This is a genomic window from Virgibacillus dakarensis, assembly GCF_900155625.1.
Lineage (GTDB): Bacteria > Bacillota > Bacilli > Bacillales > Amphibacillaceae > Lentibacillus_C > Lentibacillus_C populi.
The window spans coordinates 2537501-2559019 of sequence record NZ_LT732554.1 but is presented as its reverse complement, the minus strand read 5'-3'; the positions used below and the strand labels follow the sequence as shown (position 1 = coordinate 2559019).

The 21519-nt window shown below is 40.9% G+C and carries 24 protein-coding genes and 1 riboswitch (1 of these 25 running past the window's edge); of the genes, 9 read left to right on the top strand and 15 right to left on the bottom strand.

The genetic code is table 11. The annotated features are described in order from the left end of the window. Positions 1-3: 3 nt before the first annotated feature. Complete coding sequence (locus tag CZ382_RS21785; RefSeq protein ID WP_088053183.1) at positions 4-1101, bottom strand: GerAB/ArcD/ProY family transporter; 1098 nt, start codon at positions 1099-1101, stop codon at positions 4-6. Further along, positions 1098-2657 carry a spore germination protein gene (locus CZ382_RS21780; RefSeq protein WP_088053182.1) on the bottom strand — a complete coding sequence of 520 codons (1560 nt, stop codon included), beginning with the start codon at positions 2655-2657 and terminating at the stop codon, positions 1098-1100. The genes CZ382_RS21785 and CZ382_RS21780 overlap by 4 nt, the downstream gene beginning before the upstream one ends. Positions 2658-2810: 153 nt before the next feature. On the opposite strand from CZ382_RS21780, the gene CZ382_RS21775 reads away from it, so the two are divergent. From CZ382_RS21775 to CZ382_RS21765, 3 genes are read left to right on the top strand one after another with little or no spacing between them, the layout of a single operon-like run. After that, the gene (locus CZ382_RS21775; RefSeq protein ID WP_088053181.1) at positions 2811-3818 is read left to right on the top strand and encodes a DUF3231 family protein; all 1008 of its coding nucleotides are present in this window, start codon (positions 2811-2813) and stop codon (positions 3816-3818) included. A gap of 13 nt (positions 3819-3831) precedes the next feature. Beyond that, positions 3832-4842 carry a DUF3231 family protein gene (locus tag CZ382_RS21770; protein ID WP_159457856.1) on the top strand — a complete coding sequence of 337 codons (1011 nt, stop codon included), beginning with the start codon at positions 3832-3834 and terminating at the stop codon, positions 4840-4842. 9 nt (positions 4843-4851) lie between these two features. Next, a complete protein-coding gene (locus CZ382_RS21765; RefSeq protein WP_088053179.1) occupies positions 4852-5352 on the top strand; it encodes a hypothetical protein in 501 nt (166 codons plus the stop codon). A gap of 264 nt (positions 5353-5616) precedes the next feature. Here the strand turns inward: CZ382_RS21765 and sda are convergent, their stop codons facing one another. Then, positions 5617-5748 carry a sporulation histidine kinase inhibitor Sda gene (sda, locus tag CZ382_RS21760; protein ID WP_088053178.1) on the bottom strand — a complete coding sequence of 44 codons (132 nt, stop codon included), beginning with the start codon at positions 5746-5748 and terminating at the stop codon, positions 5617-5619. A 164-nt stretch (positions 5749-5912) separates the two neighbouring features. Then, positions 5913-6014, top strand: a riboswitch (purine riboswitch). A 149-nt stretch (positions 6015-6163) separates the two neighbouring features. Here sda and CZ382_RS21750 point away from each other — a divergent pair. Together CZ382_RS21750 and CZ382_RS21745 are read left to right on the top strand one after the other, a co-directional pair. After that, complete coding sequence (locus CZ382_RS21750; RefSeq protein WP_088053176.1) at positions 6164-6751, top strand: xanthine phosphoribosyltransferase; 588 nt, start codon at positions 6164-6166, stop codon at positions 6749-6751. After that, on the top strand, positions 6748-8052 hold the full coding sequence (locus CZ382_RS21745) for a nucleobase:cation symporter-2 family protein (protein WP_155555152.1): 1305 nt from the start codon (positions 6748-6750) through the stop codon (positions 8050-8052). Before CZ382_RS21750 ends, CZ382_RS21745 begins: the two co-directional genes overlap by 4 nt. A 196-nt stretch (positions 8053-8248) precedes the next feature. On the opposite strand, the gene CZ382_RS24440 is transcribed toward CZ382_RS21745, so the two are convergent. The 3 genes from CZ382_RS24440 to groES all read right to left on the bottom strand — a co-directional run bounded on the left by CZ382_RS24440 (position 8249) and on the right by groES (position 10829). Further along, positions 8249-8602: a PepSY domain-containing protein gene (locus CZ382_RS24440; protein WP_230856156.1), complete on the bottom strand. Its 354-nt coding sequence runs from the start codon at positions 8600-8602 to the stop codon at positions 8249-8251. Positions 8603-8809: 207 nt separating this feature from the next. Beyond that, a complete protein-coding gene (gene groL / locus CZ382_RS21735; RefSeq protein WP_088053175.1) occupies positions 8810-10444 on the bottom strand; it encodes a chaperonin GroEL in 1635 nt (544 codons plus the stop codon). A 43-nt stretch (positions 10445-10487) separates the two neighbouring features. After that, a complete protein-coding gene (gene groES / locus CZ382_RS21730) occupies positions 10488-10829 on the bottom strand; it encodes a co-chaperone GroES (RefSeq protein ID WP_268811336.1) in 342 nt (113 codons plus the stop codon). A 454-nt stretch (positions 10830-11283) separates the two neighbouring features. On the opposite strand from groES, the gene CZ382_RS21725 reads away from it, so the two are divergent. Together CZ382_RS21725 and CZ382_RS21720 are read left to right on the top strand one after the other, a co-directional pair. Beyond that, positions 11284-11997, top strand: coding sequence for a CPBP family intramembrane glutamic endopeptidase (locus tag CZ382_RS21725; protein WP_088053173.1), 714 nt, complete (start codon positions 11284-11286; stop codon positions 11995-11997). Between the two features lie 2 nt (positions 11998-11999). Then, on the top strand, positions 12000-12203 hold the full coding sequence (locus CZ382_RS21720; protein ID WP_088053172.1) for a YdiK family protein: 204 nt from the start codon (positions 12000-12002) through the stop codon (positions 12201-12203). Positions 12204-12456: 253 nt separating this feature from the next. On the opposite strand, the gene CZ382_RS21715 is transcribed toward CZ382_RS21720, so the two are convergent. Beyond that, positions 12457-13188 carry a class I SAM-dependent methyltransferase gene (locus CZ382_RS21715; protein WP_230856158.1) on the bottom strand — a complete coding sequence of 244 codons (732 nt, stop codon included), beginning with the start codon at positions 13186-13188 and terminating at the stop codon, positions 12457-12459. Between the two features lie 192 nt (positions 13189-13380). Here CZ382_RS21715 and CZ382_RS21710 point away from each other — a divergent pair, with 192 nt between their 5' ends. Continuing rightward, complete coding sequence (locus tag CZ382_RS21710) at positions 13381-13653, top strand: hypothetical protein (protein WP_088053170.1); 273 nt, start codon at positions 13381-13383, stop codon at positions 13651-13653. A 103-nt stretch (positions 13654-13756) separates the two neighbouring features. Here the strand turns inward: CZ382_RS21710 and CZ382_RS21705 are convergent, their stop codons facing one another. The 3 genes from CZ382_RS21705 to moaC form a co-directional block, all read right to left on the bottom strand. Beyond that, entirely contained in the window at positions 13757-14581 is an 825-nt protein-coding gene (locus CZ382_RS21705; protein WP_088053169.1) for a DUF2268 domain-containing protein, read from the bottom strand. Positions 14582-14769: 188 nt separating this feature from the next. Continuing rightward, entirely contained in the window at positions 14770-15399 is a 630-nt protein-coding gene (locus tag CZ382_RS21700) for a redox-sensing transcriptional repressor Rex (RefSeq protein WP_088053168.1), read from the bottom strand. Positions 15400-15401: 2 nt separating this feature from the next. Further along, a complete protein-coding gene (gene moaC, locus CZ382_RS21695) occupies positions 15402-15896 on the bottom strand; it encodes a cyclic pyranopterin monophosphate synthase MoaC (RefSeq protein ID WP_088053167.1) in 495 nt (164 codons plus the stop codon). A gap of 141 nt (positions 15897-16037) precedes the next feature. On the opposite strand from moaC, the gene CZ382_RS21690 reads away from it, so the two are divergent. Further along, on the top strand, positions 16038-17963 hold the full coding sequence (locus CZ382_RS21690) for an ABC-F family ATP-binding cassette domain-containing protein (protein WP_088053166.1): 1926 nt from the start codon (positions 16038-16040) through the stop codon (positions 17961-17963). Between the two features lie 427 nt (positions 17964-18390). On the opposite strand, the gene tsaD is transcribed toward CZ382_RS21690, so the two are convergent. The 5 genes in view from tsaD to thiL are tightly spaced (at most 25 nt apart) and all read right to left on the bottom strand, a layout consistent with a single transcriptional unit that may run on beyond the window. After that, the gene (gene tsaD / locus CZ382_RS21685) at positions 18391-19401 is read right to left on the bottom strand and encodes a tRNA (adenosine(37)-N6)-threonylcarbamoyltransferase complex transferase subunit TsaD (RefSeq protein ID WP_088053165.1); all 1011 of its coding nucleotides are present in this window, start codon (positions 19399-19401) and stop codon (positions 18391-18393) included. Beyond that, the gene (rimI, locus tag CZ382_RS21680) at positions 19391-19846 is read right to left on the bottom strand and encodes a ribosomal protein S18-alanine N-acetyltransferase (protein ID WP_088053164.1); all 456 of its coding nucleotides are present in this window, start codon (positions 19844-19846) and stop codon (positions 19391-19393) included. The genes tsaD and rimI overlap by 11 nt, the downstream gene beginning before the upstream one ends. Further along, positions 19839-20546, bottom strand: coding sequence for a tRNA (adenosine(37)-N6)-threonylcarbamoyltransferase complex dimerization subunit type 1 TsaB (tsaB, locus tag CZ382_RS21675; RefSeq protein WP_088053163.1), 708 nt, complete (start codon positions 20544-20546; stop codon positions 19839-19841). Before tsaB ends, rimI begins: the two co-directional genes overlap by 8 nt. 25 nt (positions 20547-20571) lie before the next feature. Further along, positions 20572-21027: a tRNA (adenosine(37)-N6)-threonylcarbamoyltransferase complex ATPase subunit type 1 TsaE gene (tsaE, locus tag CZ382_RS21670; protein WP_088053162.1), complete on the bottom strand. Its 456-nt coding sequence runs from the start codon at positions 21025-21027 to the stop codon at positions 20572-20574. Then, positions 21020-21519, bottom strand: the 3' portion of a protein-coding gene (gene thiL, locus CZ382_RS21665; protein WP_088053161.1) for a thiamine-phosphate kinase. 481 nt of this gene lie beyond the right edge of the window; the window shows 500 of its 981 coding nt (coding positions 482-981); its start codon lies off the right edge, out of view; the stop codon is at positions 21020-21022. Before thiL ends, tsaE begins: the two co-directional genes overlap by 8 nt.

Here is a 21519-nt window from a genome sequence, read left to right as displayed (position 1 = left end):
AACTTATTTCACCTTCCTTACCTTGGCAATTACACTCAGTAAAATGGTCACGATGGATGTGTAGGATATTGCAAAGTAACTTAAATATCCCCCCAATGCTGAAACATCGAGTAAATCTTCCGGATACATCGCGATCACATAGACAAGTGGAGATAAAATACAAACGTGCTTCATTTTTGACTTGTTTTTAAAAATCGAACTGAGTGCCAGTAAAGCAACATCAATGGCCATTACGGTTGTATTAAAAATGGCCATGATCCAAATAACAAAGAATATAGATTCAAATCGTTCAAAGAAGCCACCCGGTATATCTACTTCTTTTGCCAATTCAATCGTCGGAAAAATCAAATCGGATGTAACAGCATTTCCGAATACGCCAATACTGGTAATAAAGATCAATATATACAGCAAAACAGGGATACACATCCCGATCACGGCTGACCTCGGTACTTTAGCAGGGTTTTCTACCAGAGAAGTATAAAACAGAATAATCCCAAATCCCATAAAGGACAGCAGTCCAGTCGGAAGCCCCTTTCCAAGCCCGGTAAAGCTTGTTTCAAATACGGGTAGTAAATTATCCAATGAAAACCAGCCAATATTAAATACAAACACGGCGATGGCAATAAAGAGAATGATTGGCAGGAACATCAGATTCAATCTGAAAATACCCGCCCTTGAACCTGAAACGGCATAAACAACGACGAGCAAGAAGGATAGTGATATTATTTCAACCGGGGTTCGATCAAATAAATATTGCTTTGCAATATCTGATATTGCCCGCACCTCCAGGGCGGCCAGGGCAATCGCAATAGCAATAAAAATAAATGTCATTACAACCGCTACCGGTTTTGTCACAATTTTAGATGAATAGGTAAGAAAGGATTGTCTTGGAAATTTCGATGCAAGCCTCGCCATCAGCCAAGTAATAAAAACAATAATCCCCCCGCTGACCACTAGCAGTATCCAACCATCGGAACCAACTGTCGCTGCTGCCAAATCCCTTGGCTGTGACAGAATGCCAACAGCGATTACCATCGAAGGTATCGCAACCAGAATTTCCCGATGACTAATCTTTTCGTTCCCATATTCAAACCATTTCATGATCCATTTTCTCCTTTATTTCCGGATTTCTGGTCAGTGGGCTTCAGGTATTGCGGACGTCTTGTTAATACTTGAATAGGCGCACGAAAAATGAGATCCTTCCAATCAGAGAAAAAGCTTGGCGCGAATGGAGCAGAATAAGGTACACCGATACTTTTTAAATTTACAATATGAATGTTCACCATAATGTACGCAAGGATGATCCCGTAAAGGCCAAAAAATGCTGCGGCAATCATAAAGCCAAAACGAATCATCCGGAATGATATAGCAACACTGTATGCCGGCAGGGAAAAAGAGGCAATTGCTGTCAGTGCAACAACAATTACCATAACCGGACTAACGATTCCTGCCTGTACAGCAGCATCGCCAATTACCAGTCCACCGACAATGCCAATTGTTTGTCCGATTGTTCGTGGCAATCTTGCTCCTGCTTCCCGTAATAATTCCATCGTTACGGCCATTAACATTGCCTCTACAAATGCCGGAAAGGGAACCCCCTCTCTTGTAGCTGCGATCGAGAAAGCGAGATCCGAGGGGATCATTCCTTGATGAAAGGAAACAAGTGCAACGTATAAGGCAGGTACAAACATGGCAATAAATGCCGCCAGATAACGTAAGGCCCTAAGCAGCGTGCCAACAGCCCAACGCTCATAATAATCCTCTGGTGTTTGCAGAGCATCCCCAATATTAAACGGCAAGATCAGAACCATTGGTGTGCCATCCAATATAATTGCTACTTTCCCTTCCAACAGTCCCAGCGCCACTTTATCTGGTCTTTCCGTGTTCATAATTTGCGGGAAAGGGGATAAAAAACTATCCTCAATCCATTGTTCAATAAATCCGGATTCCGGGGCATCATCCATATCAATTGTGTCAAGTCTGCGATTAATCTCCTTTAACAAATCCGGATGGGTAATTCCTTCCACATAGCTAACAACAAGAACTTTCTTTGAACGGCGGCCAATTTTTCGTGTTTTAAAGCGCAAATTTGGATCCCTTATGTAGCGTCTGATCAGCACCATATTCGTGCGGACGTTTTCAACAAACCCTTCTCTCGGACCACGAATGACCGGCTCGGTTATCGGTTCCTCGATCGAACGGCTTTCCCATCCTTTTGTATCCATAATGAGTACTTCATCAATACCATCTAAATAGAACACCGCGCTTCCATACAAAATGGCATTGGTGACATCATCCAGTGTCTTCCCCTTTTGAATGTCGCTGACCGAAATCATTTCCTGGTAAATCACTTCAAACATTTGTTTTGTATTGTGAGGCAATTCTTTTCTTTCGGTTACCCCTTGAATACGCAGGAGGATATCATTATCTACTTCTGCCGTATCAATTAACCCATCAATACAGACGATCGCACCCTTATGGTTTGTATTTCGTATGGAAAACTTCCGGATAATCAGATCATTTGGCTGCTCCAGCATTTTCTTGATGTTTTCCATATTTTTATCTAAATTTTTGCCGATCTGAATGGAAAAGTCCTCATCTTTTGTTTGCTGTTTTTTCTTTTTGTCTTGCTTTTTTCGTTTAAAAAATGAACCCATTTAAAATTCCCCTCCTCGTAAACGATATGCCTTTCCCTTTTGTTTCCCATCTTCTCCTGCTTTTATACGAAATCAGGAGAAACTGTATATAACAATAGATAATTGACAAACTAAGAAAACCACAGAATGGACAGTTAAAGGAGGATACATTCGATGGAACTGAAACAAAACTTAACATCTGCTGAAATTGCAAATATATGGCGGGCATATCAAAATGCCAGTATCACATCTGCCGTGCTAAAATATTTTACTAGCAAGGTTGAGGACGAAGAAATAAAACCGGTTATCCAAGATGCTCTAACACTTGAGCAAACCCAATTGGATAAGCTTACGCGAATATTTAAGAAAGAAAATTTCCCTATACCGATTGCTTTCACCGATCAGGATGTCAATGTCGAGGCACCGAGACTATATACGGATAACTTCTTTTTACAATATGTTGTACAAATGGGCTCACTTGGAATGGGATCATTTACTCAGGCGATAAGCGCATCTACCAGAGAAGATATTTATTTGTTTTTTTCAGAAGGTTTTCGTCAATATAATGAACTGCATCAAAAGGCTTCACTCATTGCGTTAACAAAAGGGCTTATGAACAAACCGCCGATTATTCCCGTGCCGAAAGAGGTCGATTTCGTAAAAAAGCAAAGTTTCCTTACTGGCTGGTTTGGGGAACGCAGACCTTTGACCGCTTTGGAAATTGCCAATCTGTACACCAATATTGCACGCAACAATTTAGGTGTTGCAACATTGACAGGGTTCAGCCAAGTAGCAAAATCCAAAGAGGTCACAGAGTATATTAAACGGGGAATTCATATTGCCAAGAAACACGCCGAAGTATTCAGTTCTGTATTGCGCGAAGGGGATGTTCCTGTACCATCAGGATCGGATGCCATGGTAACCGATGCCAACGAAACTTCCCCATTTTCCGATAAACTGATGATGATGCATGTTACCGCAATGATCGGTCTTGGAATTTCATTTTACGGGATGAGCATCTCGACAAACATCAGACGGGATTTAATTACACATTATACCCGTCTCAGCGGGGAAATCGCCTTATATTCGGAGGATGGTACCAACATCATGATCGACAATGGATGGTTGGAGGAGCCACCACGAATGGTTGCTCGGGACGATTTAGTAAATTCCAAAAAGTAAAGGGATGAAAATGATGGCAGCTAACGACAATTATTCAGAAGAATTAACAGTCGCAGAAATTTCTGCGCTTTGGACTTCCTATCAAAATGATACGATGATGATTTGCGGATTGCGTCATTTTCTGCAAAACGTCGATGACCCACAAATCCGGATCATTTTGGAAAAACTATTAGCTATATCAGAGGAGCATCAAATAACATTAACGGAAATTTTTACTGCTGAAGGTTACCCTGTTCCAATTGGATTTACCGAAAATGATGTCCACTTGGATGCACCAAGACTTTTTTCCGATCGGATTTACCTTGAATTAATGCTGAACGTTGCCAATTTCAATTTAGCCATTTACGGATTGGCCTTATCCCAAGTTGAACGGGATGACATTATTAGCTTTTATTCAACTGCCCTGGATGAAACACAGAAATTGAATAAATTGACCAAAGCTAACGCGAAAGAGAAAGGGCTTTACATTCGTTATCCGCAAATACCGAAGGCGAAGCAAACTGAATTTGTGACCAATGATAGCTTTTTAACAGGCTGGTTTGGGGAGCGCAGACCGTTACTTGGTGTAGAAATTACTGCACTTGTATTAAACACAAGGCGCAACGCTCTCGGTCAGGCACTTGTTGCAGGGTTTGCCCAAGTTGCCAACTCAAAAGAGGTTAGAAAATACTTTGAAAAAGGGCGTGACATTGCAGGAAAACAATTGGAAATATTCTCCTCGATTATAAAGGACGATTATATAGATGATGGAGCCCGTATCCTAACATCAGAAGTAACCAATTCAACCGTTTCCCCTTTCTCGGACAAGCTGATGATGACGCTGGTTACGACCCTAATCGCGTCTGGCATGGGACAATACGGTACATCGATGTCAATCAGTCCACGACACGATTTAGGTGTCCACTATACTCGACTAATAGCAGAAATAGCCAAGTATTCCAATAAAGGGGCTACTATTTTGATCGACAACGGATGGATGGAGCAACCACCAATAGCAGCAGATCGAAAAGATTTAGCGAAGTAGGTTACAACGATGCAAAATAACAGAGAGTCCCGAAGTAAACGATCAGAAATGCTGCTATGGAGTATTGCCTTTCCAGGGTTTGGCCAGTTATTGAATGCACACTATATTAAGGGTCTTTCATTAATTGCTTTAGAATTTATCGTTAATGTACAAGGAAATTTCAACACCATCATTGTGTTAAGTTATCATGGTAAAATTCAAGAAGCTATTGAGCAAACAAACTATCAGTGGCTCATGTTTTATCCATGTCTGTATTTTTTTGCGATTTGGGATGCCTATAGGGGAGTAGGTGGTGGAACAAAGCCATATTCCTTTATGCCTTTTGTTTTCTCCGCCTATTTTGTAACACTTGGGTTAATTTTTTCTCCCAAACTTACCTTATTTGGTGTCTTGATTGGACCAATGTGGCTGCCAATATTGTTTTTACCGATTGGCATCGTGGTCGGATTCATTATTCAATTTATTATGCTAAAGGTTAAGTCGGATGAAACTGGAGGGCGGGTTGAATGAAGGAAGCAGCCCTCCTTTAATCATATTTTATACATAGAGAAATGCAGCAATAATGGTGATCAATATAAATTCAGGTGAATAAAAGAAAGGACGGAGAAGTAATTTGAATGAATTATTGGAAGCACTTTAGCACTGAGCCCTTAAGCCCTATGTTGCTGTTTTAATTGTTCTGTCATCTTCCATATACAATTTCTACCATTTATAGACAATAAAAATTCGCTGCACCTAAATCAAAATTCCTTGCAGCGATTACCGTAATACAATCTATTTTTTTATCATAAATATCAGTCTGTTTCTTAATTCCTTATCAAGATTCCTCACAAATTCCGTGTCAAGGTTTAATTCCTTCGCCTTCGTATAGGCTTCAACAAGTTGCTCATTACTCAAGTTATGCATCGTTCAAAATACCCATCCTTCTCTACTATATTAGTCACAAACACTTGTTATTTTACTATGTTACGACAACTTGTCAAGTATTTTGGCGAAATTTTTGTTTTTTGGAAAATTCCCTGGCAACAACAAATCATGTTGAAATTTGTTTTTCGCATGATATAATAGGAACATTCTATACAGCATTCACTCATATAATCGCGGGAATATGGCCTGCAAGTATCTACCGGTTTGCCGTAAACAGACTGACTATGAGCAGCAATGAAAAGAAAAGAACATGCAATTTGGCATGGCTTCTTTTCTCTTCCTTTCGACTATATAGCTCGAAGGACCTTGCTCCACTCATATAATGAATGGATGCACGGTCCTCGGGCTTTTTTACTTTTCCATGGATCGACAAAACAAGAGAGGAGAGGCAAGTATGCAAATACTAAAAGATAAAATTAGGCAAGAAGGGAAAGTACTATCGGACAACGTATTAAAGGTGGACTCATTTTTAAATCATCAAATTGACCCAACACTAATGAAAGAAATCGGGGAGGAATTCGCTGAACGTTTTCGAAATTCCACTATCACGAAAATCCTTTCCATTGAGTCTTCCGGGATTGCGCCAGCAACAATGACTGGTCTTGCGTTAGGTGTACCGGTGATTTTTGCCCGCAAGCGTAAATCGTTAACCTTATCCGATGATCTATATACCGCAAGTGTTTATTCCTACACCAAAAAAGAATCAAATGATATCTCCATATCCAAGGATTTTATTCACGATGATGACACGGTACTGATTATCGATGACTTCTTGGCAAATGGACAAGCCGCATTTGGATTAATGAAAATTGTAGAACAGACTGGTGCTTCGCTTGCCGGGATCGGCATCGTTATTGAAAAAGGGTTTCAGCCCGGCGGCAAACTCATCCGTGATCGCGGGATTCGTGTAGAATCTTTGACAACTATCCGCTCATTACAAAACGGCATAGTGGAATTTTTTGAGGAGGTTCATGCGAAATGAAAAATACCTTGAAACATACTACCTTAGGAATTCAGCACCTTTTGGCCATGTATGCAGGAGCGGTTATCGTTCCCTTGATTATTGGTGGAGCGTTGGGTTTTAATGCAAATGAACTGACCTACCTTGTTTCCATTGATATTTTGATGTGCGGGATTGCAACTATTTTACAAATTACCAGCAGCCGTTTTATTGGGATCGGCCTTCCAGTTGTGCTTGGCTGTACGTTTACCGCGGTTGGTCCAATTATTGCAATTGGTGGCCAATTTGGTGTATCTGCCGTTTACGGATCTGTCATTGCATCTGGAATAATTGTTGTTCTCGTCAGTAGTTTTTTTGGCAAGCTGGTAAAATTTTTTCCACCTGTTGTGACAGGCTCTGTTGTCACCGTTATCGGGATTACGCTTATTCCCGTTGCGGTAAATAATTTGGGTGGTGGTGACGGAGCAAGTGATTTTGGATCCCTGTCGAATATTTTACTAGGGTTTGGGACATTATTGTTGATTATACTTATTTATCGTTTCTCTTCTGGATTTATTCGTTCAATCTCGATCCTGCTTGGACTGGTTGCAGGTACAGTTGTTGCTGTGGTGATGGGAAAAGTGGACTTTACACCAGTAACCGAAGCATCCTTTTTCCATGTGGTAGAGCCTTTCCATTTCGGTTTTCCAACTTTCGAATGGCCCGCTATCCTAACGATGACACTAGTCGCAATGGTTTCACTAGTCGAATCAACTGGTGTTTATTTTGCCCTTGGCGATATTTGTGAAAAGGATTTGCAGGAACAGGATCTGACAAAAGGCTATCGTGCAGAAGGCCTCGCCGCCATAATCGGTGGAATTTTCAATGCATTTCCATATACAACATTTTCGCAAAATGTCGGCTTGTTGCAGATGTCCGGTATTCGCTCCCGTAAAGTCATTTTGCTTACCGGTCTGATGCTTGTAGCTCTTGGATTCTTACCGAAAATAGCCGCTCTGGCAACAATTATCCCTGCTTCCGTTTTAGGTGGAGCGATGATTGCCATGTTCGGTATGGTTGTCTCACAAGGAATTAAAATGCTTAGCGGCATTATTGCCGATTCACAGGAAAACTCCATGATTATTGCCTGTTCAGTTGGAATGGGACTTGGCGTGACCGTGGCTCCGGATTTATTCGTAAACCTTCCATCAAGTATACAAATCTTGACGAGTAATGGAATTGTTGCCGGCAGTATAACAGCAATTGCACTAAATATTATGTTCAATATGCTGCCTGCAAGGAAAAGGAAGCGGACATCGGTGTTGTATGAACAAGAAGCATAGTGCTGGATGAGGAAAAATCGCTGGATGGTGGCCATTCAGCGATTTTTTGTGTGGTCGGTCAACTATAATTAAACTTGTATTTATCGATGATTTTTAACGTTTATCAGTAGTGGCCTGCTAGCCTGCAGCTTTTCCTGCTTTATCAGCGACTTCCCGATCTTTTTGGCCCTTGGATTACGTGATTTACATGAATATTCTAGTCGAGCTCTATATCAACAATGTCACCTGTATTGACATCAACATTCACTTCATATTCAACGCCTTGTTGTGTTACAATTTCTACCTCATAGACAGGTATTCCATGCTCCGTGTCCAACTCTACTCTGACCACTTCACCTGGTACTTGCTGTGTTGCGATATTCATCGCCTCTTCCATCGTTATTCTGCGATGCCAATTTGAACCGTTTTGATTATAACCTTGGTGTTGCCAATTAGGATGGTATGCCGGATTTGGATTGTTCCAATTTGGCTGTCGGTATGGATCAGGATTAGGCTGATTCCAATTCGGATGGTGCGATGGATTCGGTTGGTTCCAATTATAATTGTACATTCTCGTTTCCCCTTTTCAGCTTAAGATTCTCCTTATTATCCTATTCATTCGCCTACTTTGGGTGATGTGTTTAGATGAAAATGGGTATTGACCTATTGCTCGAAGAAACCATTTTTTGAATAAATGTTACTTTTCTGTTACTTATATAAATAAAAGACAGGAATTGCTCGCACAATTCCTGTCATATCAATGTTTTTATATTTAAACTTACATCATGCCCGGCATACCGCCGCCCATGCCGCCCATGTCAGGGGCTCCGCCGCCAGCATTTTCTTCTGGTTGGTCAGCGACTACAGCTTCAGTTGTCAAGAACATAGCTGCGACACTTGCAGCGTTTTGCAGTGCAAAACGGGTTACTTTTGCTGGGTCAACGATTCCAGCTTCAACCATGTCTACCCATTCGCCGGTTGCTGCGTTAAATCCAACGCCGACTTTTTCACCTTTCAAACGTTCTACAACAATGGATCCTTCCAGTCCAGCGTTGTGGGCGATTTGGCGTACTGGCTCTTCCAAAGCACGAAGAACAATGTTGGCACCGGTTGCTTCATCACCTTGAAGTGACAGTTCGCCTACTTTTGTCAAGACATTAACAAATGCAGTACCACCACCTGCTACCATACCTTCTTCTACTCCAGCACGGGTTGAGTTTAATGCATCTTCAATACGCAATTTACGCTCTTTTAATTCTGTTTCAGTGGCAGCACCAACTTTGATAACTGCTACCCCACCAGAAAGTTTCGCAAGACGTTCTTGTAATTTTTCTTTGTCAAATTCAGAAGTTGTTTCTTCTGCTTGGGCACGGATTTGTGCGACACGAGAAGAAATCTCTTCTGGTTTTCCTGAACCTTCGACAATTGTTGTATTATCTTTTGTGACAACAACTTTCGAAGCACGACCTAGTTGCTCAATTGTTGCGCTTTTTAATTCCAAACCAAGATCCTCGGTAATCACTTCAGCGCCAGTTAAAACTGCGATATCCTCAAGCATTGCTTTACGACGGTCGCCAAAACCAGGGGCTTTAACCGCAACTGCATTAAATGTTCCACGAAGCTTGTTCAGCACTAATGTTGGAAGTGCTTCTCCTTCAAAATCTTCCGCAATCAATAGCAGCGGTTTACCTTGTTGAACAACCTGCTCTAACACTGGCAATATTTCTTGGATATTGCCAATTTTTTTATCTGTAATCAGGATGTATGGATCGTCCAATTCCGCTTCCATTTTATCCTGATCTGTAACCATGTACGGAGAAGCATAGCCACGATCAAATTGCATACCTTCTACGACTTCCAATTCTGTATTGAAGCCTTTGGATTCTTCAATTGTGATAACACCATCATTGCCAACACGTTCCATTGCTTCCGAAATTAGGCTGCCTACCTCTTCATCACCAGATGAAACGGAAGCGATTTGTGCGATTGATTCCTTTGATTCAATTGGTTTCGAAATGGACTTCAGTTCCGTTACAGCTGCTTCAACTGCTTTTTCGATACCACGGCGAACGCCTACTGGATTTGCACCGGAAGTAACGTTTTTCAGCCCTTCACGAATCATGGATTGTGCTAATACGGTTGCTGTTGTTGTACCATCACCAGCAACATCATTTGTTTTTGATGCTACTTCAGAAACAAGCTGTGCACCCATGTTTTCGAAATGATCTTCCAGTTCAATTTCTTTTGCAATGGTTACACCATCATTGGTAATTAACGGTGATCCGAATTTTTTATCTAAAACAACGTTACGACCTTTTGGCCCTAATGTTACCTTAACCGCATCTGCTAATGTATCTACACCGCGAAGCATTGAACGACGAGCGTCTTCACTAAATTTAATTTCCTTAGCCATAATAAAATGCCCTCCTTAAAATCGAATCTTATGATATTTTTCTTTAGCCAATAATAGCTAAAATGTCATTTTCACGAAGAATTAAGTATTCTGTGCCTTCATATTTCACTTCTGTACCAGCAAATTTAGAGAAAATTACGTGGTTTCCCTCAGCAACTTCAAGGGCAACTTTTTCCCCATTGTCTGTAACGCGACCAGAACCGACAGCAACGACTTTACCTTCTTGTGGCTTTTCCTTTGCCGAGTCTGGAAGTACAATACCGCTTGCAGTTTTTTCCTCTTGTTCAACAAGCTCGATTACAACACGATCTCCTAGTGGTTTAATCATGTAGACAACCTCCTTAATTCGTTTCTTTAATGTATTTTTTGATTTATTAGCACTCATGAATGTCGAGTGCTAATTCCACTTAATATAATAAATAAAACACTCCAAAAATGCAAGCAATCTAATTACTTTTTTTTAAAATTCTTCCTTGCAAGTGTGTCCAGGATGAAACGAACCTTTGTGGGTTAGCCTTATAACATCGGCACAGCAGCCCTGCCCCATTGAAATTGGGGGCAGGACAATTGTGAGGGGCTATACAGGACGTGCTATGCTGGCGATTGAAGCAGACGGTCTTAGCAGAAGATCTCCAGGCAATTTGATACATGAGTCATAGAAACACATCGAAGTTTTGATCCTTGCGCTAAAACCATACTATTATTACCAAGCAAAAAAATATGCTAAACTATTTGGTAGAGTTTGATTACGTACATGAAATAATGGATTTGCTAATAGATATCCGGTTAACCGCATACACTATTATGATACTACTATACATAAAAGGAGTCGTTTTATTTTGACGAAAAGGTACTGGTATGTCATCCTAACTTATATTGCAGTACAATTTTCCGGCGTTGTTTTTGCACCATTGTTATATTTTCTTACACCATTAAGCGAAGCTGACGCTATTATTTATTGGACAATCATCAGCTTTATCGCTGGGCTTATCGTTATTTTATGGATTATGAAGCCTGAAATAAAAACCAGTAATCAGCGTACTACCGTTAATTGGGGATATAACATAGCATGGGCGATCGGCGGTTTGTTCATGGCCTATTTTGCCCAAGGAATAGCCACCACAATTGAAACGAAATTGCTTGGTATCACAGCAGGATCGGAAAATACACAAATGATTATGGAGATAAGTCGGGCAACCCCTTTATTTATCATTATTCCAGCATTAATTGCACCGATATTGGAAGAGGTTATTTTCCGGAAAATAATCTTTGGCGAACTATATAAGCGAATGAACTTCTTTTTCGCAGCATTACTTTCCGCATTTATTTTCGCCATTATCCACGGTGAACCGGAGCATATCCTAATTTACGGTTCGATGGGATTTGTATTTGCATTTGTCTATGTCAAAACAAAACGAATCATTGTGCCTATTTTAGTACACATGTCTTTAAATTCTATTGTGGTTATTCTCCAGCTTTCCTTAACGCAGGAGGAAATTGAAAAAATGATGCGGGATTTGGAACAGATGCAAATGATTTTAATTGGAGGCTAAGTATGCGAACTTCACCAAAAATAATGGCTGTTATTTATTTTTTAATGGGGCTGTTATTTACGTATATTGCAACACAAACCGTTACAGATACTATTTGGAATTTTTCAACCATCGTTCTTGCAGTCATTGCAACGCTAGATTTTGGTGTCTCCCTCCGTTTACTATTGATTGACTTCCGGCTAAAGCATAAAAACAAGAAGGAGTAGCCTGTGTGCCTGTGCTGCTCCTTCTTGTTTTTCCCAGTTAAGAACGCATCTGAATTTCACTAATTAATTCATTATCAGGAAAGACTATTCCACTTCCGGCGCTCAGTGGCTAGTGTACAACGCCCGCCTTACATGTTCCCTTGCTATATATAATCGTTGAGGATATTTCTCCCTCTCAGAAGGAGGCGAGAGTTATTATTCTGTCCCACTCTCTAGTGGTGTCAAAACGACTATTTGCCATCCCTGTTTCCCATTACTTTTCCGCCTTGTATACGACATACTTTAATTGATTGGAAAATCGTTCGGTCAATCGTTGATGTTTATCCCAGATTTGATATAATGACGGATCAAGTGGTTCCAGCGGATTTAACTCCTGCAGTTCAAATGCATCCTTCTGCAAGGATTGCCCTTCCAATAAATGGGCTACCGTATGTTCCTTTACTATCTCAACTGAATGAAAACCGGCATTACGAAATATGCTCCTCCAGTCCTCCGCGATAGGGATCTCCCTTAACCCATACAGTTCTTGAAAATCACCAACCTCATCAGCTGAAAAAGCGGCCCCCGCCGTCATTTCCAGATCGAGAAGCATACCTCCTATTCGCAATAAACGGATATATTCCCTGGCAGTCTTTGTGACATTGGTAAATACCGTCACCGATTCAGCAATGATGAAATCAAAAGATTCCTTTGCTAAAGTGCTATTCTCCATATCCCCCTCTACTAATTGAATCGTTACTTTTTCCCTGGCAAACCTTTCCCTTGCCCTTTCCACCATTAGCGGATGCTGATCCAGGGCAGTCACCTGACATCCGTACGTTTTGGCTAAAAAAGCAGCTGTCTGTCCCGTACCGCACCCTGCGTCAAGAATATGACTCGTTTGTTTAATAGGCAGATCCTTGAGCAATTCCTTCGTCAAGGCTAACCCACCTGGATGGGCCCCGCCAACACCAAGATGAGCCAAAACGTCGTGATACGTAAACATGTCCAAATAATTACCTCCAGTTCACCTATTTTTATTGAAATACTGAGTTTTTTGTCCAATCAGAAGGGGTTTACTGACATAAGGTATTACTACAGCAGCAAAATTTCTCGCTCGCTTTTACTTTTACGTCAACTAACATCACCCTTAAAAAAACCATTATATTTGATTCAATGGGAAAGGAGTAAATGTAGGATGTCAGTGAATCCTTATTATCATCAGTGTTTAAGATGCGTTGGACGTCCTGTCAGAATCAGAACAAGAGATGGCCGTGTACATCATGGGGTCGTTTCACGCGTCAGTAATTCACATGTCTACCTTCGTCCAATGGGAAACCGAAATCTTGGCGGGTTCGGTTATGGGTATGGTGGATACGGTGGATATGGCGGCTGGGGATGGGGATGGGGTTTTGGTGCAGGAATCGCCCTAGCAGCTATTGCAGCCTTATCACCATTATTCTTTTGGTAAAACCTGAACATTCCTTACCACATGCTGCGGCTGGAAGATGTATATATTATCCCTTCACCCTTTTCAGCATTGCAAAAAGCCTGTGCCTAAGCAGGCTTTTTGCTTAGCTTGAAAAATCCGAATCCGCATAAATAGTTTCTGCAGGGACATGTAATGTTCCTTTTATCCGTTTTTGTTTATTTTTCATATACGATGACACGATATGAAATCCGACATTGTATCCAGCCCATCTGGGAATAAAACCTTCTCCATACAATAGGTCATGGTGCCGCCGGTCTTTTTTCGGCAATGTTAAATTTGGTTTTAACCATCTTTTAAAATATTTCTGTGCAGTATTAGCGTCATATATGGATGCCCATTTAGCTAAGTGATCCTTACCTAGGCGTTCCTGCACTGCCATTTCCGCTAAACCTTCCAGAACAATGGAATCCAGCAGTTCAATCTTGTCTTCCCGTTTATCAAGATAATGAAGTCGGCATACATGATTATATTCGTGGGTGAGAAGTTTTTGCAGTTCTTCTTTCGTATTGTTCCCGGCAGCAAACAGGAAAACCTTGTCTTGATAGGACAAGCCGGACAACCCATTAAAGTCAGCCTGCAATTTTTTGTTTTGCAAATCAGAAGGGAATATAAAAACGGGAACATCCGGCCCATCCCATTCCTTTTTTAATTTGGCAAACCCCTCTTCTATGATATTCCAGCAATTGCTATGGATTAAAGATTCAATTAATTCCTTATCCTGTGAGCCCGGTAAAAAAAGACCGTGGTAAAGCAAATGTTGATGGATATCAGCGGAAGAAGCATCCTGAAAATAAGGGATTAACTTCTCGCATATTTGCTCCTTTTGCTGCCGTCGCTGCTCCACCCGTAATTTCCCCTTCTTCTTGATATAATCCTTCAGCCATTTATCCGTTTCCACAACTGCCATTTACTTCAATCCTTTTCCCGAATAAATAACGATCACTATACAGTATGTTAGCGGAAGCAATTTGTTGAGGAAATAGTAAAACTTCTATTTGAGAACTATGCCGTATAATTTTTTAAAACGTAAAAAAGGCTTCCTGCTTAACAGAAAACCTTTAAACGCTTATATTTGCATCCTTCCCAAACTAAAACCTAATCTAATGGATAATGTTTTAAGAAGTAAACCAGCGCCTGTAATTCTACAGCTAAATCAATATGATGAACGCGAATATTGTCTGGAACGGATATCCGTGCCGGCGTAAAATTAAGGATACCTGCAATACCTTGATCGACAAGCCTTTCGGTGATCCCGTCTGCTTCAGTTGCCGGTACCGTTAAGATCGCAACTTGAACGCCAGCTATTTTTTCCTCCAACTCATCAATATGGTAAATTGGAACACCGCCAATTTCTGTCCCTATCTTATCCGCATTCGTATCAAACGCCATTACTATTTTTGTATTATTGTTTTTCATAAAATTATAATGTAAAAATGCAGTACCAAGATTTCCAACACCGATCAGCGCAACCTTGGTCACTTCATCCTGATCCAATGTTTTCCGGAAAAAACCAAGTAAATATTCGACGTTGTAACCATAGCCCTTTTTCCCCAATGCCCCAAAATAGCTGAAATCGCGCCTTATCGTTGCCGAGTCCACCTTAACAGCCTCACTCAATTCTTTGGATGAGACTCGCCTTTTCCCCTGATAATGCAAATTATTTAAAAATCGATAATATAGCGGCAGTCTTTTTGCGGTAGCTTGTGGAATTTTATTCTGATCCACGATTACTCCTCCTTCCCTTTCCGATAGTAATCACCTGATTTTCCGCCCTTTTTCTCCAGTAGATAGGTTTCCCCGATTACCATTCCTTTATCAATTGCCTTACACATGTCATAGATTGTAAGTGCAGTCGCTGAAGCTGCCGTTAATGCTTCCATTTCAACACCTGTACTGCCTTTTGTCTTAACAAATACCTCTATATGTAATACATACGTATCAGCCGAAACCTGCCAGTCAAACGAAATATCTATTCCTTTTAATTGTAATGGATGGCACATTGGAATCCATTCAGAAGTTTTCTTGGCAGCCATAATCCCGGCAACCTGTGCAACTGCAAGCACGTCACCTTTTTTTATTTGATTACTACTAATTTTTTGGTAAATTTCTTCTGAGACTTTAATACTGGATGTTGCAAGGGCGGTTCGATCTGTTTCCTTTTTTTCACTAATATCAACCATCCGAGCCCGTCCCTCTTCATTAAAGTGTGTGAAATTTGCCATATGCTCATCTCCATTTCACTTTTACGTTCCGTATATCTCTTAGTTTATCAGAAAAAATCCAATAAGTCGTGATTTTATTCACAAATTATATTGCGAGCCCAATTAAGAATGCGATACACTTATGTGGATGAGGTGAACGAAATGATTATCATGCAATTAAACGGGATCTCCAAATCCTTTGGTGCGGAACAAATACTATCGAATATAAAACTGGAAATAAAAGAAAAAGACCGGATTGCTATTGTCGGCCGAAACGGTGCTGGTAAATCGACCCTGCTCAAAATAATGGCTGGGGAGCTTAGCTATGATGAAGGTGACATGCATAAACCAAAGGATCTTTCCATTGGCTATTTGTCCCAGCACACTGGCCTTAAATCAGATAAAACCATTTGGGAAGAAATGCTTGCTGTCTTTCAGCACTTGCTTGATCAGGAAAAAGATTTGCGTTTGTTGGAAACGGAAATGGAGCAAGCTGCTTCCTTAACAAAAGCCAACTATGAACAGCTCCTGCACGATTATGATAAGAAACAGCAAGCATTTGAAGCTGGTGGCGGGTATCGTTATGAAGCTGATATCAAGGGCGTCCTGACAGGACTCCATTTTCAGGATTATGATTACGGTACACCGATTAATGAACTAAGTGGCGGTCAGAAAACTCGCCTGGCCTTGGGAAAACTATTATTGAAAAAGCCCGACTTGCTAATCTTGGACGAACCGACGAACCACCTGGATATCGAGACACTTTCATGGTTGGAAAATTACTTAGTAAATTATCCAGGTGCCGTTACAATCGTTTCCCATGACCGGTATTTTTTGGACAAAACCGTTACGATTGTGTACGAGATTTCCTATCACAGAACGAAAAAGTATTACGGCACATACAGTAAATTTCTTGAACAAAAGGCACTAAATTTTGAACAGGAAATGAAAGAGTTTGAAAAACAGCAGGTAGAGATGAAACGAATGGAAGAATTTATTCAAAAAAACATCGTTCGCGCATCTACAACAAAGCGTGCCCAGTCAAGACGAAAACAGCTAGAAAAAATGGATAAACTCGATAAACCGGCTGGCGAGGAATCATCTGCATCCTTTTCGTTTAAAACCAAACGACGAAGCGGAAATGATGTATTGAAAATTGATGATTTAGCCTTTCATTATGCGGATAGTAACGAGGATTTGTTTTCACATGTGACACTTCATGTAAATATAGGAGAACGTATTGCCCTTGTTGGCCCAAATGGTGTTGGCAAAACAACTTTGTTAAAAACGATCCTTGGAACATTAAAACCAACCCGCGGCACGATCCAAATTGGCACAAATGTCGAGATTGGCTATTACGATCAGGAACAAATGAATCTAACACCATCGAAAACAATTTTGCAGGAATTATGGGATGAGTATCCGACAGTAAATGAAAAGGATATTCGTACCGTTTTAGGTAACTTTTTATTTTCCGGTGACGATGTGTTGAAACAGGTTCACACATTAAGTGGTGGAGAAAAGGCACGGCTGTCTTTGGCTAAACTAATGATGCAACAAGCGAATTTACTCGTACTGGATGAACCGACAAACCATTTGGACATAGATAGCAAAGAAGTGTTGGAAGCTGCGTTAACCGATTTTCCAGGAACTATTATTTTCGTATCTCATGACAGGTATTTTATCAACAAAATTACCGATCAGGTGGTGGAAATGCAGCGTGATGGTGCAACTGTTTATTTAGGCGATTATGATTACTATATTGAAAAGAAGCAAGAGCAAGCGGAACGTGAAAGGCTTCGGCGATCAACAGAGGTTATCAACAAAGTAGATGAAAAGAAATTAAGCTTTGAGGAAGAGAAAAAGCTCCGCAGTGAAAAGCGAAAAACAGAACGTAAAATAGTGGAACTGGAGGAAGCAATAGAACAACTGGAGAACGAACTAGCAAACCTTGAGCAAAAAATGACCGAACCGGAAATTTACCAGAATCACGAAAAAACACTGGCACTGGCAAAACAAACCGGTGAGATGAAACAGGAAATCGAGCGGCTGATGGAGGAATGGACAGCATTACAGGAAGATGATTGAACCAGAACCGGGAAACAGTTTACCCGGTTCTTTTCATTGTTACCTAGGGGATAGAGCGGTTATACACAAAAGGCAGGAGGACGACCTTATGCGTTAATCAAACGATTGATCAACCATTATGCACGTAATCCACAAACTTATGCACAGCTAAACTAGGGATTTAACCGTTTTTCAATAGCGTTATGCACAATATCCACAAAATCATAATTACTTATCCACATTTTTTGTCCACATAACTACTTTTGAGCTGCTATGCTTCACAAGCGATATCCACACACCTGTTGATAAATGAAATTTGATCAGGGGATACCGGATACCCTCTCCTCTTTTATTTTTTGTTAGAATAGAATGAACTTTCCCTCATCTTTTATTCCTTCTATCTCAAAAAAGCAATTGGAACAAAGGATTTAAAGTCGGGATAACCTGCTTATTTTAATAACAATGACGGATTCGCATTTAAATCCCAGCCAGCTCTTCTTCCTTGTTGATAGAAAACAGTACCAGCAGCAGCAATCATTGCAGCATTATCAGTACAAAGTTTTAATGGGGGAATTGATACTGGTATGCCTGTATCAGCGAATCGCCTCTGGATTGCCTCCCGAAGGCCGCTATTTGCAGCCACCCCGCCAGCGACAATTACCTGCTTAACGGCAAATTGGTTTGCTGCTTTGTATGTTTTTTCCGTCAGTACCTCCACAACACTTGCTTGAAAACTCGCAGCGATATCTTCTTTTTTTAATGTTTGGTCACGCTGTTTGGCATTGTGGATTGTGTTAATAACAGACGATTTTAATCCACTAAAACTAAAATCATAGCTATCCTCTTCAAGCCAAGCCCGTGGAAATGGGATGCTCTCTTTTCCGACACTTGCCAGGCGGTCAATTTGCGGTCCCCCAGGATACGGTAAATCCAGCATGCGGGCAACCTTGTCATACGCCTCACCAGCTGCATCATCACGTGTTTCACCAATTACCTCAAAACTTCCATGTTCCTTCATTAAAATAAGCTCTGTATGCCCTCCTGAGACAACTAAAGCTAATAACGGAAAGGTAAACTCTTTTTCAAAACGGTTTGCATAAATATGTCCGGCAATATGATGGACACCAACAAGCGGTTTTTGCTTGGCAAACGCTAATGCCTTCGCAGTATTGACACCGATCAATAAAGCCCCTACCAAACCAGGCCCTTCTGTAACAGCTATGCAATCAATTTCATCCCATGTCATTTTTGCTTGTGCAAATGCTTCTTCCAATACAACCGTCATTTGCTCGACATGATGGCGTGAAGCTATTTCCGGTACAACCCCGCCAAAACGTTTGTGGCTGTCAATTTGTGAAGCTACAACATTTGCAATAATTTCGCTGCCATTTTTGACAATGGCTGCAGCCGTCTCATCACAGCTTGTTTCAATTGCTAAAATATAGTTATCATTTTTCATATAAGTTCACCCACATAACAATCGCATCTTCCTGATTATCGACATAATAGTTTTTCCGAATCCCGCCTGGAACCAAACCAAACTTTCGGTACATATGTTGCGCGATGATATTTGACGTACGTACCTCCAGTGATAAACGGCGGCCACCTAGACGGACAGCTTGTACCATCACGTAATGAAACAATTTTTCACCAAGTTTATTCCCCCGATAGTCAGGCATGATAGCAATATTCGTTATTTGTGCGTCATCTACTACGACCCATAATCCCGCATAACCAACAATTTTTTCATCCACTTGGAGGACAAAATAATGGGCAAATTGATTTTCCACTATCTCCTGCTGAAAAATATCTCTTGGCCATGGTGCAGTAAACGATGCCTTTTCTACCTCCGCTACCTGATCAACATCGTGTTCTTCCATTTTACGAATCAGCAATTCAGCCATTGGCACGTTTTCCCTTTTGTGTTTCCAGCCATTTTGCCTCAGCCTCTGCCAGACGTAAATAGTTCGGGGTTAACGTGTGCGTATTATCATTATTTTTCCCGAGTCCTGCCAAAGCCAGATGGGATGGTTTAGCAAGGTGATACGGCCCTTTTGGAATAACAGCACGGTCACCCATTGTTTTTACAATACTATCTTTATAAAGGGCAATGTCAGGACTCAGGAAAAGCACTTCTTGTTGTTCTGCGGCAAGTTGCTGTAACCAATCAGCCATCGCCACATTCCGTTCCTTTTTCACTAAAGAGACTTGATCCCCCTGCCATCTGTATAAACCCGTATAAACATTTGCCCGTCTAGCATCAAAAAAAGGACAAATATATGAACTAACAAAGCATCCCTGATATGCAAGCACCTCTAAACTGGAAACACCGACGATCGGAATCTGTAGTGCCCATGCAAATGCCTTCGCTGTCGCAAGCCCAATTCTAACCCCTGTAAACGAACCAGGTCCCTTGGCAACGACTATTTTGTCAAGCATTTCCGGTCTCATATTTGTTTCCCGCATCAATTGATCAATTGCAGGCATCAGACGTACAGAATGATTCTTTTTGATGTTTGTAACGATTTCGCCAATCAGAAGGTCCTCCTTAAGCAGGGCGACACCTAATACTTGATTTGACGTATCGATTGCAAGTAAATTCATTCAAGAAACTCCTCGTAACATATTATTATCCAATTAACTCCGTAACAACAGACGCAAAATGATCTCCCCTAGGGCGAAATTCCAATAGGCGTACGTGCTCATCCAAGTACGTAATTTTGATATTTAAACGATTATCTGGCAAGTATTCTTTAATAAACGCAGCCCATTCTACAATAGAGATCCCTTCCCCATTAAAATATTCCGAAAAACCGATATCCTCATCTGAATCTTCCAGACGGTAAACATCCATATGATAAAGTGGAAGCTCCCCTTGATATTCTTTTATAATAGTAAACGTTGGACTGTTTACGTTACGCTTTACCCCAAGCCCACGTGCAACCCCTTTGGTAAAAGTCGTTTTGCCAGCACCAAGATCACCTTCCAGTGTAATCACGTCACCTGGTTTTAACAATAATGCAAGCCGCTCAGCCAATCGTATTGTTTCTTGTTCTGAATGTGTTTCTGCTTTATGCTCACTCATCCTGGTTCACCTGCTTTAAATGTGTATAACCCCGTTTTTCCAATGGCTTACAACAATTCGCTTCCTGTAAATAAACGAGCCTGTTGTGTTGCTCGCTAACATAACCGATTTCTGTAACGCTTGTCTGCGTTTCTGCGGCAGCTTGTTTTACAAATTGCCAATCTTTGTTCGCAACCGTTCCAATCAGTTCATAATCTTCTCCACCAAACAGCTGCCATGCTCGCTGTTTTTCCTTTGAGAATTGGTGATATGTACGACTTACCGGTAATTTAGTAAAATCCAGCACAATAGAAACTCCGGATGACTCGGAAATTTCTGCAGCCTCATTTGCAATACCGTCACTAATATCATTCAGCGCTACTCGCGAAAGTGTCTCCAAGCTATTGGCAAAGGAAATCCGTGGCGTTGGCATTCGATGTCTGGTAATATAAAATTCTTTGTCTTTGTAATCTCCCGGATGTGTTAACATTTGAAAACCAGCACTGGAATCAC

Excerpts from the sequence above, each read along its gene's own strand:
- CZ382_RS21785 (WP_088053183.1), bottom strand. The coding sequence starts at position 1,101 with ATGAAATGGTTTGAATATGGGAACGAAAAGATTAGTCATCGGGAAATT.
- CZ382_RS21780 (WP_088053182.1), bottom strand. The coding sequence starts at position 2,657 with ATGGGTTCATTTTTTAAACGAAAAAAGCAAGACAAAAAGAAAAAACAG.
- CZ382_RS21775 (WP_088053181.1), top strand. The coding sequence starts at position 2,811 with ATGGAACTGAAACAAAACTTAACATCTGCTGAAATTGCAAATATATGG.
- CZ382_RS21770 (WP_159457856.1), top strand. The coding sequence starts at position 3,832 with ATGGCAGCTAACGACAATTATTCAGAAGAATTAACAGTCGCAGAAATT.
- CZ382_RS21765 (WP_088053179.1), top strand. The coding sequence starts at position 4,852 with ATGCAAAATAACAGAGAGTCCCGAAGTAAACGATCAGAAATGCTGCTA.
- sda (WP_088053178.1), bottom strand. The coding sequence starts at position 5,748 with ATGCATAACTTGAGTAATGAGCAACTTGTTGAAGCCTATACGAAGGCG.
- CZ382_RS21750 (WP_088053176.1), top strand. The coding sequence starts at position 6,164 with ATGCAAATACTAAAAGATAAAATTAGGCAAGAAGGGAAAGTACTATCG.
- CZ382_RS21745 (WP_155555152.1), top strand. The coding sequence starts at position 6,748 with ATGAAAAATACCTTGAAACATACTACCTTAGGAATTCAGCACCTTTTG.
- CZ382_RS24440 (WP_230856156.1), bottom strand. The coding sequence starts at position 8,602 with ATGTACAATTATAATTGGAACCAACCGAATCCATCGCACCATCCGAAT.
- groL (WP_088053175.1), bottom strand. The coding sequence starts at position 10,444 with ATGGCTAAGGAAATTAAATTTAGTGAAGACGCTCGTCGTTCAATGCTT.
- groES (WP_268811336.1), bottom strand. The coding sequence starts at position 10,829 with ATGAGTGCTAATAAATCAAAAAATACATTAAAGAAACGAATTAAGGAG.
- CZ382_RS21720 (WP_088053172.1), top strand. The coding sequence starts at position 12,000 with ATGCGAACTTCACCAAAAATAATGGCTGTTATTTATTTTTTAATGGGG.
- CZ382_RS21715 (WP_230856158.1), bottom strand. The coding sequence starts at position 13,188 with ATGTTTACGTATCACGACGTTTTGGCTCATCTTGGTGTTGGCGGGGCC.
- CZ382_RS21710 (WP_088053170.1), top strand. The coding sequence starts at position 13,381 with ATGTCAGTGAATCCTTATTATCATCAGTGTTTAAGATGCGTTGGACGT.
- CZ382_RS21705 (WP_088053169.1), bottom strand. The coding sequence starts at position 14,581 with ATGGCAGTTGTGGAAACGGATAAATGGCTGAAGGATTATATCAAGAAG.
- moaC (WP_088053167.1), bottom strand. The coding sequence starts at position 15,896 with ATGGCAAATTTCACACACTTTAATGAAGAGGGACGGGCTCGGATGGTT.
- CZ382_RS21690 (WP_088053166.1), top strand. The coding sequence starts at position 16,038 with ATGATTATCATGCAATTAAACGGGATCTCCAAATCCTTTGGTGCGGAA.
- tsaD (WP_088053165.1), bottom strand. The coding sequence starts at position 19,401 with ATGAAAAATGATAACTATATTTTAGCAATTGAAACAAGCTGTGATGAG.
- rimI (WP_088053164.1), bottom strand. The coding sequence starts at position 19,846 with ATGGCTGAATTGCTGATTCGTAAAATGGAAGAACACGATGTTGATCAG.
- tsaB (WP_088053163.1), bottom strand. The coding sequence starts at position 20,546 with ATGAATTTACTTGCAATCGATACGTCAAATCAAGTATTAGGTGTCGCC.
- tsaE (WP_088053162.1), bottom strand. The coding sequence starts at position 21,027 with ATGAGTGAGCATAAAGCAGAAACACATTCAGAACAAGAAACAATACGA.